General features: G+C 65.5%; 10 protein-coding genes. 4 read left to right on the top strand and 6 right to left on the bottom strand.

Translation table 11 applies throughout. The features are described from left to right. Positions 1 to 47: 47 nt before the first annotated feature. The 3 genes from ACMGDH_RS05625 to ACMGDH_RS05635 are packed head-to-tail and all read right to left on the bottom strand — an operon-like array spanning position 48 to position 4,826. A complete protein-coding gene (locus ACMGDH_RS05625) occupies positions 48 to 986 on the bottom strand; it encodes a TauD/TfdA dioxygenase family protein (RefSeq protein WP_436826919.1) in 939 nt (312 codons plus the stop codon). Between the two features lie 2 nt (positions 987 to 988). Then, positions 989 to 2,398, bottom strand: coding sequence for an MFS transporter (locus ACMGDH_RS05630; protein ID WP_436826920.1), 1,410 nt, complete (start codon positions 2,396 to 2,398; stop codon positions 989 to 991). A gap of 4 nt (positions 2,399 to 2,402) precedes the next feature. Then, positions 2,403 to 4,826, bottom strand: coding sequence for a TonB-dependent receptor (locus ACMGDH_RS05635; RefSeq protein WP_436826921.1), 2,424 nt, complete (start codon positions 4,824 to 4,826; stop codon positions 2,403 to 2,405). A 491-nt stretch (positions 4,827 to 5,317) separates the two neighbouring features. On the opposite strand from ACMGDH_RS05635, the gene ACMGDH_RS05640 reads away from it, so the two are divergent. The 3 genes from ACMGDH_RS05640 to ACMGDH_RS05650 are packed head-to-tail and all read left to right on the top strand — an operon-like array spanning position 5,318 to position 8,456. Continuing rightward, positions 5,318 to 6,058 (top strand): 3-keto-disaccharide hydrolase, encoded by a 741-nt coding sequence (locus tag ACMGDH_RS05640; protein ID WP_436826922.1) that lies wholly within the window; start codon positions 5,318 to 5,320, stop codon positions 6,056 to 6,058. Next, a complete protein-coding gene (locus ACMGDH_RS05645; protein ID WP_436826923.1) occupies positions 6,055 to 7,761 on the top strand; it encodes a GMC family oxidoreductase in 1,707 nt (568 codons plus the stop codon). The genes ACMGDH_RS05640 and ACMGDH_RS05645 overlap by 4 nt, the downstream gene beginning before the upstream one ends. Further along, positions 7,758 to 8,456 carry a gluconate 2-dehydrogenase subunit 3 family protein gene (locus ACMGDH_RS05650; protein ID WP_436826924.1) on the top strand — a complete coding sequence of 233 codons (699 nt, stop codon included), beginning with the start codon at positions 7,758 to 7,760 and terminating at the stop codon, positions 8,454 to 8,456. The genes ACMGDH_RS05645 and ACMGDH_RS05650 overlap by 4 nt, the downstream gene beginning before the upstream one ends. Before the next feature lie 601 nt (positions 8,457 to 9,057). Here the strand turns inward: ACMGDH_RS05650 and ACMGDH_RS05655 are convergent. Next, the gene (locus ACMGDH_RS05655; protein ID WP_436826925.1) at positions 9,058 to 9,606 is read right to left on the bottom strand and encodes a beta/gamma crystallin-related protein; all 549 of its coding nucleotides are present in this window, start codon (positions 9,604 to 9,606) and stop codon (positions 9,058 to 9,060) included. Between the two features lie 344 nt (positions 9,607 to 9,950). Here ACMGDH_RS05655 and ACMGDH_RS05660 point away from each other — a divergent pair, with 344 nt between their 5' ends. After that, a complete protein-coding gene (locus tag ACMGDH_RS05660; RefSeq protein ID WP_436826926.1) occupies positions 9,951 to 15,074 on the top strand; it encodes an autotransporter outer membrane beta-barrel domain-containing protein in 5,124 nt (1,707 codons plus the stop codon). Positions 15,075 to 15,766: 692 nt separating this feature from the next. On the opposite strand, the gene ACMGDH_RS05665 is transcribed toward ACMGDH_RS05660, so the two are convergent. Further along, positions 15,767 to 17,539 (bottom strand): capsular polysaccharide export protein, LipB/KpsS family, encoded by a 1,773-nt coding sequence (locus ACMGDH_RS05665; protein ID WP_436826927.1) that lies wholly within the window; start codon positions 17,537 to 17,539, stop codon positions 15,767 to 15,769. Further along, positions 17,536 to 19,281 (bottom strand): capsular polysaccharide export protein, LipB/KpsS family, encoded by a 1,746-nt coding sequence (locus ACMGDH_RS05670; RefSeq protein ID WP_436826928.1) that lies wholly within the window; start codon positions 19,279 to 19,281, stop codon positions 17,536 to 17,538. The genes ACMGDH_RS05665 and ACMGDH_RS05670 overlap by 4 nt, the downstream gene beginning before the upstream one ends. Position 19,282: the final 1 nt, after the last annotated feature.

Consider the following 19,282-nt stretch of genomic DNA (forward strand, 5'->3'; position numbering starts at 1 on the left):
GGCGCGACCCAGTGGGATCCGGGGGAAAGGAAACCCCGGGGAGGAACTCAGGCGGCTTGTTGAACCGGTGCGGGCTCGGGCTTGAGCACGCGGCTCGGCTGGCCGTCGGCGCCCACGGCTACGTCACCGGCGATCGTCGCGCGGCGCAGCGTGCGCCGCTGGGCGCCGAAGTCCGCAATGGCGCGGTGCTGGGTGGCGCGATTGTCCCAGATCGCCACGTCGCCGGGGGCCCAGCGCCAGCGCACCGTGTTCTCGTGCCTGGTGGCGTGATCCTGGAGGATGCCGAACAGCCGGGCAAAGTCGTCGCGATTGAACCCGACGAACCCCTTCACGAAATTGCCGAGCAGCAGCACCTTCTCGCCGGTGACGGGGTGAACGCGCACCACCGGATGCTCGGTCTCGTAGACGGTCGAGGCGAATATCTCGCGGTGGCGCTTGATCTCCTCGGCAGTCGCTTCGGGGCGGCTCGCGGCATAGTCATAGGCGTTGGTGTGCACCGCCCTGAGATTCTCCACGATCGCCTTGAGCGGCGCGCTCAGCGTCTCGTAGGCGGTGGCCGCATTGGCCCAGAGCGTATCGCCGCCCGCGGCCGGAATGGTGATCGCGCGCAGGATCGACGCGGCCGGATAGTTGGGAAGGAAAGTGATGTCGGTGTGCCAGGCAGACGCTGCGATTCCTTCCTTGGTGTCGAGCTCGAGCAAGAAGCGCGAACCTTCGGCGACCGGCACCGTGGGATGCGCAAGCGGTTCCCCGAGCAGCTCGGCGAAAGCCTCCTGGCCCACATCATCGAGATGCCCCTGGTTGCGGAAGAAGATAACCTTGTGGCGATGGAGCGCGGTGCGGATCGCCTCGACGGTTGCCCGGTCGAGGTCGCCGCTCAGCCGGACGCCGCGGATCTCGGCTCCGATCCGCCCCGCCACGGGTACTACGTCGAGCGGACCTTCCGCGTCGGCGGCATTGGCGAAAACATGATTCTGTACGGTCATCGTCATTCTCCTGCTTGGGGATCACGAACGGGGGGTTGAGTGCGCGCATCGAGCGCGCGGCGGACCTCGGCGTGCGCAGCTTCGTCGAGCGGGAAGCGCCAGATCAGTGCAGCCGAGATGGCATGTGCGAGGGCGGGGCCCAGCGCGAAGACATATTTGAGCGCCTCGAGCGCTTCAGGCGAGCTGGTTCCCTTGGCTTGAAAGCCGAGCCACGCCACCAGCGGAAGCGCCAGGCCGATGCCCGCTGCAGGACCGGCCTTGGTCGCGAGGCTGAACACCGAAAAGAACAGCCCGGTGCGATTGTGTCCGGTACGCAGCTCGTGATGATCGGCAACGTCGGCAACCATGGCGCGCAGCATCAGATTGCCGGAACCCTGGGCGAGCCCCTGCGCGACGGTGAGTGCGACGAGCAGCCACAGCCCGCCGGGGTAAACGAAAAGCAGCCCGAGGTTGATCGCGACCTGCACAAGCTCGCCCGCGATCGCGGTCCGTCGTTTGCCCCAGCGCCGCCCGATCTGGAGCCAGATCGGCCCCGCGAAGACACCGAAGATGAACTGGAACAAATAAAGCCCGCTCGCCCATGCCGGCTGGCCCATATAGTTGACTGCGAAGAACACGATCAGCCCCGCCCGGATCGACTGTCCCGCAGTGACCGCAACGTCCGAGGCGAGGACGCGCAGCAGCAGCCGGTCGCGCACGATCAGGCTGGCGCTTGCCCAAAAGCCTTCCGAACGGGGCTCGGCTGCACGTCGCGGGGGTTCGGGGAAGGTAATCAGGGTGAGGACGAGAGCGGGGATCAGCGTCACCAGGATGAACCCGCCAACGATGTGGAGCTTGAGCGAAATATCGGCAGGGCGGACCTGATCGAGCAGGGTCGGCAGCACCAGCACGAGCAGCAGCCCGATCGACCGCATCGTCTGCTGATATGTCACGATGCGGGTGCGCTCGTGATACTGCCCCGAAAGCTCCCCCGCCCAGGCCGAGAAGGGAATCTCGATCATCGTCCAGCCCGCGTAGAAGACGAACAGGGTTGCACCGAGGTAGAGCGGCGAAACGACGCCCGGCGGGAAGAAGAGCAGCGCCGAGCCGATCCCGAACAACAGCCCGCCCGCGGCGATCCACGGCCGCCGGCGCCCGAAACGGCTGCGCGTGCGGTCGCTCAATACGCCGACCAGCGGGTCGAGCGCGATGTCCCATATGCGCCCGAGGAAGAACACCAGCCCGATCGCCGCGAGCGAGAGTCCGTAGTGCGATGCATAGAGCTGTGGAATGAACAGCGCGAGCGGCAGTCCTGCCCCGGCGATCGGGATCGCGAGCGACGCGAAGCCGATCAGCCGATGCCCTGCCGGTCTGGAGTCCGCAGCCGGAGCAGCGTGTTCGAACAGCGGTTGGGGTGCGGGGATCGTCGCCATGGCTTCACCACCTCGTCCGGAGAGTGACGCCGATCGTGCGCGGATCACCGATGGTGGCGGTGACCAGTCCGTAGTTCACCACGCCGAGCGTCTGATAATAGTCGCGGTCGAACAGGTTGCGCGCCCAGACCGACAGGTCGGCCTTTCCGTCCTCGAGCCGAACGCCGAGGCGCAGGTTCACGAGGTCGTATCCGGGGACGAGCCCGTAGCGGCTGTTGCTGGCCACGGTGTAATATTCGGAACGCCACGACCAATCGGCGTGGACATAGCCTTCCGCGTCGCGCGTGAGCGGGGTCCAGAGATCGCCGCCGAGCGATGCCGACCATTCGGGGACGCCGGCGAGCCGCTCGCCGCTCATGTCCTGCTGCGGGAAGCCGCCCGGCTGGGCGGGCGTGGGGTTCAGCCGCTCGACCGGAGTGGGGCCGACCGGATAGTCGACATAGGTCGCATCGGTATAGGCGACCGAGCCGGTGAAGCTCGCCCATCGGGCGGCCTGCCACGCCAGATCCGCCTCGAACCCGCGCGAGCGCGCCTTGGGAATGTTGGCGATGTAATTGACGTAGCTGTTGGTGCCGATGACCTGCTGGACGATCGTCGTCTGATAGTTCGAGACGTTGGTCCAATAGCCTGCGAGGTTGAAGGTCAGCTTCCGGTCGAAGAACTGCGATTTGATCCCGGCCTCGAAATTGTCGGTCTCCTCGGGCTCGACCACCGGGCTCGCGATGGCGGGCAGGTTGGTGAGGTTGATCCCCTTGGATTTGCTGCCGCGCGACCAGGTGGCGTAGAGCAGCACGTCCTCGCTCGGCTTCCATGCGAGGGTCCCAAGCCACGAGAAGCTGTCATCGCTCGCATCGACCTCGAAACTCTGCTGCGGGTTGAGGCTGGTGCGAATCGCCTGCGCGCGCGTCGCCTGGGCGGGCGTGAGGCCGGCGAGCGATTGCCCCGCCACATGGCGTGAGGAATAGCCTCCCCATTTATCCTCGTGCGTGAAACGCAGCCCTACGGTCAGACTCAGGCGCGGATCGATGTGCCAGACCGCCTGGCCGAACCCGGCGATGCTGCGCGTGTGCGGATCGGACTGCGACTTGGAGACGAACCCGTTTACCGCAGCGTCCGACACCGCGATCGGATCGGCCGGAAACAGCCAGCGCGGAGCATCGGCACCATAGGCTGCGGTGCCGTAGCCGCGGATCACCTGCCAGAAATAATAGGCGCCGATCACCCAGTCGAAACTGCGCGATCCATTCGAGCCCAGCCGCACTTCCTGGCTGAACTGGCGCTGGAAATTCTGCTGCTGGTTTTGGAGGTTGACCGAGAGGCTGGTGTAATCGCTGTCGTTCGCGGGAAACCAGTTCCACTCGCGCCACGCGGTGATCGAAGTCAGCGTCGCCCCGCCGAAATCATAGCTGATCTCGCCCGAGAACCCGCCGGTGTTCATGTTCGCCTGAAAGTGGGAATTGGCATCGGTGCGGCGTGCGAAAGGGTCGAGCGGCAGCGGCGTGTAGTCGAGCCGTGCCGCGCGCTGATCGAAGTTGTTCGCGATCGCCGCGCCGTTCTCATAGGTGGTGAAGGTGCTGACCGGCAGGTTGATGCAGCAATGTTGCTCCTGCTTCGAATAATCGCCGATCAGGCGGATGCTGAGCGCTTCCGCCGGGGTGATCAGCAGCTGCGCGCGCAGGGTGAAATTGTCGTAGTCGTGGACCTTGCGGCCGGTCGTCACATTCTCGATGAAGCCGTCGCGATGCGTATCGGCGATGCTGACGCGTGCGGCGAGCAGCCCGTCGACGATCGGCCCGCTCGCCGAGCCGCGGAGCTGGTGGTAGCCATAGTCGCCGACGGTCGCCTCGGCCGAATACTCGTAGCCGGAAGTGCTCGGCAGACGCGAGCTGATGTTGATCGCGCCCGCGGTGGTGTTCTTTCCGAACAGGGTGCCCTGCGGCCCGCGCAGCACCTCGATCCGGTCGAGGTCGACCAGATCGAACTGGCTCTGCCCGACACGCCCGTAATAGACACCATCAATGTAGAGCCCAACGCCGTTCTCGATCCCGTCGTTGGTGAGCGCGACGTTCGAGCCGAGCCCGCGGATGTTGATATTGGTGTTGCGCGGATTGAAGCTGAATACCTGGAGCGACGGGACCAACTGCTGCACCTGATCGAGCCGATAGTCGCCGCGCGCAGCGAGCGCCTCGCCGCCCACCACGCTGAGTGCGATCGGCACGTCCTGCGCGCGCTCCTCGCGGCGGCGCGCGGTGACGACGATGGGCTGGTCCTCGGTCCCGACCTCGTCGACGACATCTTCGTCCGGCGGGGTGCCGAGTTCGGGCGCGGCAATAGCAGTTGAGGCTACCTCCTGCGCAGACGCCGAACCGGCGACGAGCGCAGCGAGGCATGCGCCGGCGGACAACGCCGGCGCGAAGCGATGCAACATCTAGCAATCTCCCTTTGTCGAATAGAGAGCTTGCCGCCCGCTTCGTTGCCGCTCGTGCCGCAGGGGACCCGCCTCGACTGCAACGCAGCCGAGCCCCGGAAGGCGCTTTGGTGAGCTGGAACTAAGCCAGGCCGGGGACGGCCAGCCGCGCGTTTACCGCCGCGCGCACATCATCCGAATGTCTCCCATGAACGTCACGAATCAACTCCTACTTATTTGATAGGAATTGAGCGAAGAAGTTTGGCTTTGCCGTCCCCAACGCTGACTTGCGGGCGCTGATTCTTCAGAAGATTCCGTCATTTCGGGCTCGATCGCGATTTTCGAGTGCCCTGACTGCCAAGCCGCTGCTGCGACCACAGTGACATTCCAACCTTCCAGCGCAGGCACACGATTTCGCTTCACTGCAGCACGATTCTGGTGAAACGTGGCGCCGCAGCCGTAGTGAATGCGGATCGCTTGCGTGGAAGCGATCGAGCCGTGGGAGGGACCTGATGCGTATATTATCCGGTGCGGGACTTTGCCTTATGGCGCTGGCGGCGGCGCCAGCGCTGGCCGATCATCAGGGCGCTGCGCCCAACACGCTCACCGCTCAGGAGCGCGCCGAAGGCTGGCAGCTGCTGTTCAACGGCCGCGACCTCACCGGCTGGCGATCCTTCGACGGAAGCGCACCGCCGTCTTCGTGGACGGTGCGCGACGGCACGCTGCTCCTGACGAAGGACGATGGCCAGATGAGCGGGACCGATCTGGTCACCGCCGACAGCTACGGCGCATTCGAGCTGACGCTCGACTGGAAGGTCGAGCGCGGCGGCAACAGCGGCGTCTTCTATCTTGCCCGCAATGCACCCGGGACCAGGAACATCTACGAGACCGGCATCGAGATGCAGGTCCTCGATAATGATGGCCATCCCGATGGCAAGATCCCGTCGCATCGCGCGGGCTCGCTCTACGACATCACGGTGCCGCCGCTGAGTGCCGCACGGCCCGCCGGGAGCTGGAACCATGCGCGGCTGCGCGTCGAGCGGGGCCGAATCCGTCAATGGCTGAACGGCACGCTCACTGCCGACGTGCCCTACGGCAATGACGCGTGGCGCAAGCGCGTGGCGGCTTCGAAGTTCGCCTTGATGCCGCTGTTCGGCACGTTCCCGAGCGGTGTGATCGGCCTCCAGGATCACGGCGAGCCGGCCGCGTTTCGCAACATCAAGATCCGCAAGCTCGGCGCGAGCGCCCAGTGACCGCGGCTGCGTTCGATCCGGCGGAAATGACCGCCGACATCATCATCGTCGGCTCGGGTGCCGCGGGGGGCATGGCGGCCTATAGCCTGACCAAGGCGGGCCTGCGCTGCCTGCTGCTCGAGGCGGGCCGCGACTACGACCCCCAGGCCGAAGTCAACATGTACGCGCCCGAGAGTGACGCCCCCTTGCGCGGAGCGGCCACGCCCGACAAGCCGTTCGGCTATTTCGATGCGACTGTCGGCGGCGGATGGCAGGTCGACGGCGAGCCCTATACGATGCGCGAGGGGACCGACTTTCGCTGGTATCGATCGCGGATGCTGGGCGGGCGGACCAACCATTGGGGCCGGCACGTGCCGCGCTGGGGTCCGTACGACTTCAAGCCCTTCTCGCGCGACGGGCTGGGAGTCGACTGGCCGATCGGCTATGACGACGTCGCGCCATTCTACGACCGCGTCGAGCGGATGATCGGCGTCAATGGCGGACGGATAGAGCTGGAGAATCATCCAGATTCGCCGCCGGGCTGCCTGATGCCGCCGCCCAAGCCGCGCGTACCCGAAATGCTTCTCAAGGCGACGTGCGAAAGCATGGGGATCCCGGTGCGCACGGCGCATACGGCAGTGCTGACGCGCGACATGCCCGACGACGTCGCGCCGCGCACCGCCTGCTTCAACGCGACGCCCTGCACGCGCGGCTGCACTATCGGTGCGATGTTCCAGACGACGACTTCGTTCCTGCCGATGGCGAAGGCAACCGGCAAGCTGACGATCGTGACCGACGCGATGGTCTCGAAAGTGATGATGGCAAGCGCGGGCCGCGCTGCGGGGGTGGAGTATGTGGATCGCAAGACCGGCGCCCGCCGCCAGGTCAAGGCGCGGGCGGTAATCCTCGCCGCGGGAACCTGCGAGACGACGCGGCTGCTGCTCAACTCCGGCGACAAGCCCGGCGGCCTCGCCAACTCCTCCGGCCAGCTTGGCCGCAACCTCACCGATTCAACGGGTGCGTCGTTCCGCGCCTATGTCCCCGCGCTTGCCGACCGTCCGCGCTACAACGAGGACGGCATCGGCGGGCAGCACATCTACATCCCCTTCTGGCTGTATGAAGAACAAAAGCGCGGCGAATTGGACTTTGCGCGCGGCTATCATTTCGAGATCGGCGGCCGGTTCGGTATCCCGCCCGCCGCGGCCCTGCCTCGGGTGTGGGGAGCCGGGCTGAAGAGTGCGGTGCGCAGCGCATCGGGTGCCACCATCGCGATGGTGTTGCGTGGCGAAATGATCCCCAACAAGGACACCTATTGCGAGATCGATCCGACGGTGAAGGATCGGTTCGGTATCCCGGTGCTGCGGTTCGCCTTCCGCTGGTCGCAGCACGAGCTGAATCAGGTGGCGCATGGGCAGCGCACCGCGCACGCGGTTTTCAAGCGAATGAACGCAACGATCCTCGATCCCGAACTGCCGCCCGAAAAGCTGATCACGGCCGGCGGCGAGATCATCCACGAACTGGGCACCGCGCGGATGGGCGCCGACGCACGATCCTCGGTGGTCGACAGCTATGGCCAGACCTGGGACGTCGACAATCTGGTGCTGATGGACGGCGCGATCTTCGCCTCGGGCGCGCACAAGAACCCGACGCTCACGATCCTCGCGCTGGCGCTGCGCGCATCCGAGCGGCTTGCCGCCCGCTTCAAGTCAGGAGCCTTCGCATGACGCCGTCGCGCCGCGAAACGCTGCAGTGGATGATGGCTGCGGCGGCGTTGCCGCTCGCCCGCTGGTCGCCGCCGGCAATGGCAGCCGGGCCGGCCACCCCCCCGCCGTTCGACGTGATTGCGGATTGGCCCGACGCGCTGCCCCCGCCGGCGCCAGCCCAGGGTTATGGCCGCGATCCGGACCTGATGGCGCCAAAGGTGCCCTGGCCGCTGACGCTGACCAAGTCCCAGCGCGCAACGGTCGACCTGCTGGGAGACCTGATTCTTCCCGCCGACGATCGCTCGCCCGGCGCAGGCGCGCTGGGTGTTGGGGGGTTCATAGATGAATGGATCAGCGCACCTTATCCGACCCAGCAGGCGGACCGGGCACAGGTGGTCGGCGGGCTGATGTGGCTCGACGCGCAGAGCCGAGCCCTGCACGGGGCCGCGTTCGATGCGATCACGCCGCCGCAGCGCGCCGCACTGCTCGATGCGCTGACCGTCGCCACGCCCGTCGCCAGGATGGCGGCGCCGATCGCCTTCATGGACAAGCTGCGATATCTTTTCGTGCTCGGCTTCTACAGCCTGCCCGAAGGCAAGGCCGACATGGGCTTTATCGGCGACCAGCCGACACCCGGCGACTATCCGGGGCCAAGCCAAGAAGCGCTCGCACATCTCGCACAGGCGCTCGATCGGATGGGGCTGAAAGCTTCTTAGTTCCAAATTTCGAGCTAGCCGGCGGTTCATCTGAAGGCCGTGGGGCCGTTTGTCGAACAGCTCGGGCGCGTTGATGTCGAGGACATAGGCAGTGGCGTTGATGATGGTGTCCACGCTCGGCGTCCAGCGCAGCTTGGAGTGGACGAATAGCTCGCCGATCCGCCGGGCTCGGTCACGCCCGGCGCGCGGTTGCGCATCCAGATCGCCTCGTCGCCATTGACCGCGAGCGACGCCGACAGTCGACCAGAGGTCCACTGGCATTAGCTTTCGAGCGGGTAGCCGTCAGTGGCGCTGTAGAGACTGCCGGTCGCCCGCAGTTCGCGCACGGACGATCGGCCAGGTTGCGGGTGCGGATCACGATCAACCCGGGTTTGCTGTTCGCGCCGTAGAGCGCGCCCTGGGGGCCGCGCAGCACCTCGATCGAGTCGGGCTGGCTGGCTCAGTACCGTCGGTGAGCTCGCGGCATGGGACGCCGTCGATGTAGACGGCGGCGCGATGACGATGAACGGATTGGACTCGACGCCGACGAATCGTGATGAGCGCGTTGCCGAACTGACCGCCTTGGTGGGGCCCACTTGGCGCAACGAGATCGTGCCGCAACTCAATAGCCGCTGCGCGTGCACAGCACGTCGGCCAGATACACTTGCCGTCCGATCGTCTGCATTGCTTCGCGCGCTGAGCCGTTCCAGCCGCGCGCGCGGCAGAAAGCATCCGCAGTTGCAGCCGCGCAATTCGCACTCGCCGATCCGCGATTGCAGGCGCGGATCCGCTGGCCGCCTTGCGCGGGCGCTGTGAAGAATTCGGCAGCCATTCCACGCAGTGAAGGACCAGGGTGGCCGCCATCTCCACTACCACCTCCTCCAACCGGCCGCATCGACTGAAGAGTGCTGCGAGGACCAAGTCTGCCGGTAAAATTGGACTGGCTTCGATCCACGACCGTACAGGTACCGCGGTAGTTCGGCTGGCTGCAGACCTGCCAGCGGCCGCTCACGATCCGAATGCTCCGCACTGGCCAAGACAGCCGCATATTGGTTTCGGCACGCGACACATTCACGGCGGGACCGCTAAAGCCAGTGTCCCGATAGATGATGGCTTCGCCCGTGGCGGAACCCCAGCCGCGTTCGTCCTGCGCAGCGACCGATGTGAACATAATTGTCGCCACAGCACACGCGAATGCTACCGCACGCAAGCGAGTTGTCACGACATCTTCTCCTCGGCCAATTCAAGCTTGGCGGCTCACTGATGTATCAGGCCGAGCATGGAGTAGGCAACAGCATTCAGCACCTTTTCACCAGTATATTCGCCAATATCGTCCGCCAATCGTCGCCACGTGGAGATAAGCATACTGTTATGAATTTATAGGTGAAACGGTGTTGATTTTAGAGAATCCTAAAAGCATAGTCCGTCGCGGGGTGGGGCGCAGTCTTTGTGACGGAGTTGCCCATGCGCGTCTTTCCGCTCTCTCCACGAATGCCCGCCAGAGCCCTGTCCCATATGACCCGCGCTGGAGTCAGCCTGGCCGCGCTCGCATTCGCCTCCAATGCGAGAGCTGCGGATTGCACACCTGCTCCGACGAGCGGCGACGATGTGATCACCTGCACCGCTGCGTCGAGCCCCTCGCCTTCACCATCATCGCTGGGCGCGGGCAATGACACGGTCCATCTAAACGGCGGAACGCTCAACGGGCAGATCACCGGGGGGACAGGAAACGACACGTTCAATCTGAACGGCGCGAATGTGAATGGCACGCTGTTCGGCGGCGAGGATGCCAGTACCTCGAGCGACGATGTGTTCGACTTGAGCGCGGGCACCGTCGGCAACGGTACGGATGCGATCGTCGGCGAGCGCGGGGTGGACACGATCACCATCAGTGGCACCGCGACGCTGAACGGCCGGGTCTCCGGCAGCCAGGGCGCGGACATCATCACCATGTCCGGCGGAACGGTGAACGGCGACATTGCGGGGGAGGGGACGACCTTCTACGCCGGGAGCTCCCCGAGCGACGCCGATACGATCCTGCTGACCGGCGGCACTGTCACCGGCTCTGTAAACGGTAACGACGGCAATGACAGCATCACGCTCAATGGTGCCACCGTGAACGGATCGCTGACCGGCGATGCCGGCGACGACATGATCGTGGTGCAGTCCGGCTCGACCGCCGGTGCTTCCGGCGGCGATGGCGTCGACCAGATCACCGTTTCCGGCGGCAGTGCCGGTGCGCTCAACGGAGGTGGGGGCAACGACCAGTTCACTGTTTCAGGAGGCACGGTCGCGAGCGTCACGGATGCGGTGGGCAACAACAGACTGACGCTGCCCGCGGGCGGCACGGGCATCATTACAGGCAATGTCGGCTTCGGCGACGGCCGCGACACGATCGATATGGCAGGCGGCGAAATCCAGGGCACGGTGAGCCAGGGGAACGGAATCGATACGCTGATTCTGTCGGGGGGCACCATCAACGAAGTCTTCCAGGGCGGTGACCTCGATCAGGCGACGATCTCGGGCGGCCGTATCGTCAATGGTCTCGAGGATGGCGACTTCGTGACGATTACCGGCGGGCGGATCGGCTTCGTCGACATGAACATCGCGAACAACGTCGTCACCATGTCGGGCGGGCAGATCGACGGTGATCTCACTGCGAGCTTCCAGAATGACACGCTCAATTTGTCGGGGGGTACGATCGGCGGGCGCGTCGACTTCGGGCGCGGGACCAATATCATCAATATGACGGGTGGAGCCATCGCCGGCACCATCACCACCGGCGACGGCATCGATACTTACGCGATCAGCGGCGGCTCTACCGCGGGGGTCAATGCAGGCGCGGGCAACGACGTGATTGGCCTCTCGGGTACGGGAAGCGCAAGCTTCCTCAACGGCGAGGCCGGCGCCGACGCCATCACCGTCGCGGGCGGCACCGTGGCAGCGGTGGATGGCGGCGCGGACAATGACGCGATCACGATCAGCGGCGGCACAGTCACGACCGCGCTGGGGGGTGTAGGCAACGACACGCTGACGGTCTCGGGCGGCGCGGTGGCTACGCTCGACGGCGGCGAGGGCGACGACGCCTATGCCGTTTCGGGCGGCACGGTGACGGCAGTCACCGACCTCCTCGGCAACAGCACGCTGACCATGCCGGCAGGCGGCACCGGCGTGATCGCCGACGTGACATTCGGCGCAGGCACCGACAGCATCGATATTGCGGCGGGCGGGATAACGGGTACCGCCAGCCTGGGTGAGGGGATCGACAGCTTCGTCCAGTCGGGCGGTACCGTCGCCGCCGCATCGCTCGGCGCAGGTGCCGACACGGCAGCGATTTCCGGCGGCACGATCGCGACCATCAACGGGGATGACGGTGACGATCGGGTCTCCGTCAGCGGCGGCACCGTTACCGAAGTGTCGGGAGGGCTTGGCAATGATGCCCTGGCCGTGGAGGGTGGCGATGTCGGCACGCTTCAGGCCGGCGATGGCGACGACCAATATACCGTCTCAGGCGGTACGGTGGGCAGCATCACCGACCTAGCGGGGAACAACAGCCTGACGATGCCCGCCGGCGGCACCGGCATGATCACGGGTAATGTCGCTTTCGGCGCAGGCGTCGATACGGTGGAGGTCGCATCCGGCGAGATTCAGGGATCAGTGATCCAAGGCGATGGGCTGGACGTGCTCACCCTCTCTGGCGGCACGATCAACGAAGTGTTTCAGGGCGGCGGGCTGGATACCGCGACGATCTCGGGCGGCCGGATCGTCAACGGGCTCGAGGACGGCGACTTCGTAACGATCACGGGTGGGCGGATCGGCTTCGTCGACATGAACATCGCGAACAACGTCGTCACCATGTCGGGCGGGCAGATCGATGGCGATCTCACGGCGAGCTTCCAGAACGATACGCTCAACCTGTCGGGCGGTACGATCGGCGGGCGCGTCGATTTCGGGCGCGGTAACAATGTGATCAACATGACCGGAGGCACGATCACCGGCACGATTACTACCGGCGATGGTATCGACACCTATACCGTCTCGGGGGGCTCCACGGCCGGCATCGGTGCCGGCGCGGGCAACGACAGCATCGCGCTGTCGGGTACGGCCAGCGTCGGTGCGATCAACGCCGGCGATGGCGACGACGCGTTTACCTGGACCGGCGGCACGCTCGGCAGCTTTGACGGGGGCATCGGGAGCGATACGGCGCTGATCACGGGCGGGGCTGACCTTTCGCAGCTCACGCTGCTCGATGGCGGCGACGACGCAAGCGAAGCAGACGGCTGGATCGACATTCTGACGTTCCAGGCCGTGTCGGCCCAGGCGCCGGCCTTGGCAAATTGGGAGAGGGTCGACCTCACCCAAGGCAGCGTTATCGGCATCTCGCCCACCGGCATCGATTTCGGCGGGGGAGATGTCTCGATTGACGCGACCTCGAGCATGTCCGGTGGAGAGGATGCCGGCGGCGAAGTCCAGATCGGCGGCAATCTCGATAACGATGGCGAGATCAGCAGCGAAGCGCCGGTCGATCTCGTCATCGGCGAGACGCTCGACAACAGCGGTACGATCGACATGGGCGGCGGCGACATCGAAGTCGGCGGCGAGACGAGCAATAGCGGAATCATTTCCGCCGACGTCCCGACCGACATCAGCCTGGGCGGCCTCGACAATGCCGGCACCATCGATCTGGCCGGCGGCGGGAACATCGATGTGGTCGAGGATATAGCGAACAGCGGCGATATCGTCGCCGAGGAACCGGTGACCATTGATGCCGGCGGCGATATCGCCAACAGTGGCGATATCGATCTGGCGGGCGGCGGCAGCATCTCCGCGGGCGGCGAGATCGCCAACACCGGCACCATCACAGCCGAAGCGCCGCTGAACATCTCGAGCGATCAACTCGTCAACACCGGCACGGTCGATCTCGGCGGCCGCGGTAGCGTGGCGGTGACCGAAGACCTCAACAATAGCGGCACATTGGTCACCGAAGCACCAGTGACGATCGATATCGGCGCAGACCTGCAGAATCAGGGAATTGTCGATCTCGGCGGCGGCGGGATGGTCAATGTGGGCGGCGATGTCGCCAACAGTGGAGACTTGCTGGTGTCGGGGAACGATACGCAGATCGATGTCGTGGGCGATGTCCTGAACACCGGTCTGCTGGATGTGTCCGGAAGCGGGAACACGCTCGATATCGGCGGCGATCTGGTCAACGATGCCATTGTCGATCTCACCGATGGCGACGCCGTCGTCACCGTGACCGGCACGGTGATGAACAACGGCAACTTGCTGGGCGGCGGCACCTCCGCGGTGATCGATGCGGGGCTGGGGCTGGTCAACAACGGCGTCATCGATCTCACCGGCGGCGGTGCGGGCGACACGTTGACGATCATCGGCAACGTAACCGGGAATGGAACGATCGCCGTAGACACAGCGATTACCGACACCGGCGGGTCTTCCGACCAGTTGGTGATCGAAGGGACGCTGGGAGGCACGGTCAACACCAGCATCAACAATGTCGGAGGGCCGATAACCGCGCCGCCGCAACAAGGCTCCGGCGCCACGCTGGTCACCGCCACCGAAGGTTCGACTGCCACCTTCACGCTCAACGAGCCGTTTGGCTACGCGCCGATCGGCCCGTGGCGCTACGAGATCGCCGACAACGATGGTGAAGTCCGGCTCGCGGCGCGCTTCGACGATGAGGATGGTACGCCGCTTGCGGCGATCACTCCGTCCGCGGCCGGGGCAACGGTCGCGCCCGAAGCCGCAATGGGCATCACCGAAATGTTCCTGCCGCACATCCGCGAGCGGGAAGGCCAGATGATGATGGACGGCGAAGGCGTACGCGGCTGGGCGCGCGTCGAGGCGCGAGCAGGGGAGCTCGACGGAAAGGGCTATGCAGTGGGCTATCGCCAGCGCACCGGCTTGGCTCAGTTCGGCTTCGGTCTCGCAAAGCCGACCGCTAGCGGCAACATGCTCATGGCGGGAGCCACCTTCGGCGCAGCGCGGGGCGACTGGGACCCCCGGCTACGCAGCGCGCGCGCCGATCTCGACGTCGACTCCCAAGCCTTTGGTCTATACGCTACCTGGTTCGAGGACGCTGGCCAGTCGAGCGGCTGGTATGTCGATCTCGTCGGCCAGATGAGCTGGTTCGATTTCAAACTCGATGCCCCCGAAGCACGAATCGCCGAATATGACGGCCAAGGCCTCGGCGCCTCGCTGGAGGTCGGCTATATCGCCAACACCGGCGGCTGGCGGCTCGAGCCGAAGGTGCGGGTCAGCTATCTCGAGAGCAGTATCGACGGCTTTATCGGCGCCGACGGGCTGGAGGCGCAATCGAACGATAACCGTCGCGTGCGCGGCCGTGCGGCTGTGCAGGCGTCGACGGAGATGCCGATGGGCGGCTCCACGCTCATCCCCACCGTGACGCTTGGCGTCTCGCATGATTTCCAGGCCGATCGCGACGCTCTGGTCGGCTTCGACTGGCTGGAGACCAACCGGCCGAGCACCCTGGCGGAAGGAGGGCTGGGCCTCAATCTCCGCATCGGCGACAGCATCGCGATATTCACCCACGCCGAAGGCCGGCTCGCCCAGGACTATTACGACGTCGGTGCGCGCGCTGGGTTCACTTTGCGCTGGTGAGGAGCCGAGGCTCGCGCCCGGAGGCCGGAAAGCCTTCGCACCGAACTGACTTGGGGGCCGCGTTCACGCCGGCCCGGTGTCGCTCGCTCTGCCCAGCGCAAGAGCGCGCAAATAGCGAGATGCCGAGCTGGTGGATCCTAGCGGATTATCGGCTGGGTGGCGCGCTCCGCCGCGCTGCCGCCTGGTTGGGATTTGGGCATAGCCTGCCGCCCGAAGAATGTGTCGAGCGCATCGAGCGCCGCCTGCTCCCAGGCGGTTCGCGGGACCGGGAGCGGCTGCGGCACGACGGCGGGCAGATGACAGCGAGATGATCAACGCGGCATTCGAACGCTATGGGTGCTGTTTCGGGAGTTCGCTCGAACGGAGAACTAGAAACTGCCGCGCCAAAACGCTCATTCCGAAGCGCACCGCCCTAAAAGTTTGCCCTTCAGGGCAGCTCGACCACTCCCCAGAAGCCGTCATCCATTCAGGTTCACGGGACTCGTGCTTTCAAGTTTCGCGTCGCACTGATAGCCCAAGCAGATGAGCGCTGACGTGCTGACTAAATTCCCTTTTCCGTGAAGCTCGACCTCGCAGGCCGGCTCCACGAGAAACGCAAGGACGTTCCATCGGGAACTTCAATCAACAAGGTAGGCTTGTCGTCCTGAAGCTCACGCGGTCACGTCTTCATCGAAGACAGCCTCTTGGATTGTTCAGATCTGCGAGTAGGGCGTTGGCCTCAGGATCTGATTATCTATTCCTGTGGTGATTTCAGGATCGGTAAGTCCCGGTGTCGCAATCAGCTGCCGCCAGGCGGGATCTGCGCCAAAGGTGCTCCAGCTTCGGTCACGGGTCGCAAGATCTGGAAAGGTCAGAAGGTATGTCAGGCTTGGCAGGCGAGACCCCGTGAGGTCTTGAGCGAAGAACACCGGCGTCAGGCCGGTCCGACGAAATATCTCGATCTCCCCTCCGGTGTCGAACATTCCAATCTTCGTCGCGCCCGCCTTGTCGCTATGGCTGAAATATGTCCTCAGCTCGAATATGCGGGTTTTGTCGCTGCGTGTGGCCTCCGGAACCTCGACGCGAGGAAAGTGAGGGAACGCCTGCATCAGCTTCACTTCGAGTGAGGCGTACGGCGGACCTTCCGGCGTGGCGTTGGAAAACGGCTCGGCGGCCTTCGCGTAGCTCTGGTCAGCAGCCAGCCTGCCAGGCAGGGCGACGAAGTCCGCGATCGAAGGATGGGAGACAAGAACATGGACGCTCGGGCTGCCAGGACCAATGATTATCGTGAATGCCCCAACAGGTCCGCAACCTGCACGGCGCGCGGCCGGGATGAAGGCATCTCGAAGGTAAGCGTCCAGGCGCTCCTTCATCGGGCCGTGAACCAAGTGATAGGTCCGGAGCTCGTAGATCTCGAGCTGCGGCGGCGTTGGCGTGGTCCAGAAGGTGTCGAGCCCGTCCTGATGCGTGACGCCGGGCAGATCATAGACGGCCTGACCGAGCACGATCACCGGAACACGCGACGAAAGCGCCAGCGTTCCCGTCGTGCTGTTAACCGTCACCACTCCCGATGCCGCTTCGATCAATGAATATAAGTCGCCATGCTCGATGAAGAGGACGCGCTCGGCGAGGCCGACGCTTCGCGCCGCCCGCGCGACCGTGCGCCGCCAGTCATGGAGGCCGTTGTCGAGCGGATGCTCCTTGACCAGGAGCAACCGGTCCGCGGGCGCATGCGCGGCAAAGGAGGACAGGATGGCCTCGATCGCCTCCCGCATGCCCGCGAAGGGTGAATGCGTGCGGATCTGATGATCGGAGTCGAGCTGGAGCGGCAGCAGGAAGAAGGCCCGACTGGCGAGCCTGCGCAACGCCAGCGACGAGCGCAGCCGGGCGATCGGGCGCCACGCCATGCGTCGAAGCCAGCCGCCAAGCTCCGCAGCCGCCGCATAGGGGCGGTGCGAGCGATAACCCCGGAAGATGGGAGTCATTGCCCAGGTCGTGAGAAAATAGGCCGTTGCCTCGCGCGCGCGCAGGCCGAAGCGCGAAGGCACAGGCGGATAGGACGGCACTGGCGGCAAGTCTGAAGCCTGCGCGAGATAGGCCTCCGGGCTCCTGGGCAGGTTGGAATGGCCGTTGACGCCCCCACGCTCGAGCGTCACCCAGTCGGGCCGGAGATAGCCTTCCTCGAAAACATGGACGGCGATATCAGCAGTCACGGCATGCCGGATCGCGGCGCGATGAAGCGGCCTGCAATCGCCGAACAACAGGATATCGGTGACTGTCTCGCGCGCGATTACCGCGTTGAGCGCCTCCGGCCATTCGTCTGCCGTGCCGGTGAAATCGGTCGCCGCGCCGCGCCAGTCGATCCAGTCGCCACCGCACAGGTTGACCCGTGCGCAGCGATGGCCCGCCGCCCGCAGGGCGCGTGCCAGCTCCACGAAGAACGGGCCCGGCGGTCCCTGGAGGAACAGGAAGGAGCGCGCGGTCACCGCATGCTCTCCGCCAGAGTCCGCGGCGCGATGCGGACTGCACCTTGGAGCTTGCGCAGGTACTGGAGAAGGCCGGCCTTGGGCGCCTCGCCGCGGGCGAGGCGCTGCGCGAGGATCTCTGGCGGGCACGGAAGCCGTGTTACTGGGTCGAGATAGCGCGGATAGAGGATCAGCGTTGCGGCGGCGAGCTGCTCGAGCGTGAGCCGGCGGCCGCGTCTCTCAATCGGAGGCGCAAGGTCGCGCGTGAGCCCCCAGCCGGCATAGAAGGGCTGGCCATGGGTGAACACCTCGCATCCGCGCAGCAGCGCCTCGAAGCCGGTCAGCGACGTCAGCACATGGACCGCGTCGATCTGTGACAGCAACGCGTCGATCGATGCGTGATGGACGATCACGTCGGCATAGCGCGCGGCCTCGGAAGCCGGGACATGGCCGGCGCGCAACCCCGCGATGACGTCCGGATGCGGCTTGAAGACGATGAACGCCTGCGGCTCCGCCTCGCGCACGCGCCGCAGCAGGTCGAGCGTGCCGGCTACGTCGGCGCGGCCCAGTTCGACGCTTCGGTCGTCCGCGACCTGGCCGGGCACGAGCACCTTGCGGCGGCCAACGGGCAAGCGGAGCACGCCCCGCGCGCCAACGGCATATTTGGTGATGCCATGCTCGGTGATGAAACGGATGAGGCTGGCGGCGCGTGCGCAGAGCTCCGGACCGAGATCCGCGTGCGCGAGGAGATGCTCCAGATCGCTCTCCGTATGCGGGTCGTAATAGACACCGCGGCGATCGACGACGATGGAAAGGGGCGGGGCGAGGTGGGAGCCGAGGCCCGACGAACGAACGAAACCGTCCTCGATCTGAATAAGCCGCCGCCCGGCTGCGCGGGCCTCCTCGGGAAAGGTGCCTGTTACGCGTGACGGCCAGACAGCGACCGCCTTTTCGGACGGAAGGCGGCTGAGCTGCGGGCTCCGCACGAACCTCGGTCTGCTCTCGGCCCAGAGGAGCTGGCCGACCGCGCGCTGCTTCCAGGCGGCGATCCCGCAGACGGCGGCGATCTCGCGATTCCGGTCGATGAGCGCTCGCCACTCGCCCAGTATCTCGATCCAGCGCGAAACGGAAATGGGCCGCCGCGTCCACGGATCGTGATAGTCGAAGGCGGAGAGGTGGCGATGGAGCGCGACCAGAAGATCCTCGCGCGCATGCAGGCGGCGGGTGCGCGGGTCGATCACCGGGCGGTTGGCGGCAGCAGCGAGCACTGCAATTTCTTCGTCGTCGCCGGCGACGATCGCTTCGTCGGCCTCGATGCGGGCCCAGGGATCTTCCCGCTCTCTTGATCGGTCAGAGCTGGAAGGGACGGCCCAGAAGTCCCCGCCGACGCGCGCGCGCGTGATCTGCGACGCGATCGTGTCGATTTCCTCCCATCGAGGCATTGGCGCGCAGCTGTCTGCGTCGCGCGCGCCAGGGTGTGCTGCAGGCTGGGCGCCGGGAAACGGCGGCATACGCAGCAGCGGTCGACCCGACGGCGCAATTCGCCGTCCGTGCCGTCCGCGAAACGTTGCGATGGTCCTGAAGTCCAGAATTGTCCTGCCCACCCTTCGCGCCCCGCAGCGGGACGGGTGGACTATCGCGAATCGACGCGGCGAATGTGCCTGCGGAAAGCCACAGGCGTCGAGGTTTGCCGAGCGCCTAAAAACCCTCAGCGAAGACAGGGCGAACGGTGCCGTCTCCTGTCGAGCGAAGCGAAAGATCAAT

The organism is Sphingomonas radicis, assembly GCF_051400635.1.
Taxonomy (GTDB): domain Bacteria; phylum Pseudomonadota; class Alphaproteobacteria; order Sphingomonadales; family Sphingomonadaceae; genus Sphingomonas.

What these genes read in the sequence shown, in the direction of transcription:
- ACMGDH_RS05655 (WP_436826925.1), bottom strand. Translation starts at nt 9,606, where the DNA reads ATGTTCACATCGGTCGCTGCGCAGGACGAACGCGGCTGGGGTTCCGCC.
- ACMGDH_RS05650 (WP_436826924.1), top strand. Translation starts at nt 7,758, where the DNA reads ATGACGCCGTCGCGCCGCGAAACGCTGCAGTGGATGATGGCTGCGGCG.
- ACMGDH_RS05640 (WP_436826922.1), top strand. Translation starts at nt 5,318, where the DNA reads ATGCGTATATTATCCGGTGCGGGACTTTGCCTTATGGCGCTGGCGGCG.
- ACMGDH_RS05660 (WP_436826926.1), top strand. Translation starts at nt 9,951, where the DNA reads ATGACCCGCGCTGGAGTCAGCCTGGCCGCGCTCGCATTCGCCTCCAAT.
- ACMGDH_RS05635 (WP_436826921.1), bottom strand. Translation starts at nt 4,826, where the DNA reads ATGTTGCATCGCTTCGCGCCGGCGTTGTCCGCCGGCGCATGCCTCGCT.
- ACMGDH_RS05625 (WP_436826919.1), bottom strand. Translation starts at nt 986, where the DNA reads ATGACCGTACAGAATCATGTTTTCGCCAATGCCGCCGACGCGGAAGGT.
- ACMGDH_RS05630 (WP_436826920.1), bottom strand. Translation starts at nt 2,398, where the DNA reads ATGGCGACGATCCCCGCACCCCAACCGCTGTTCGAACACGCTGCTCCG.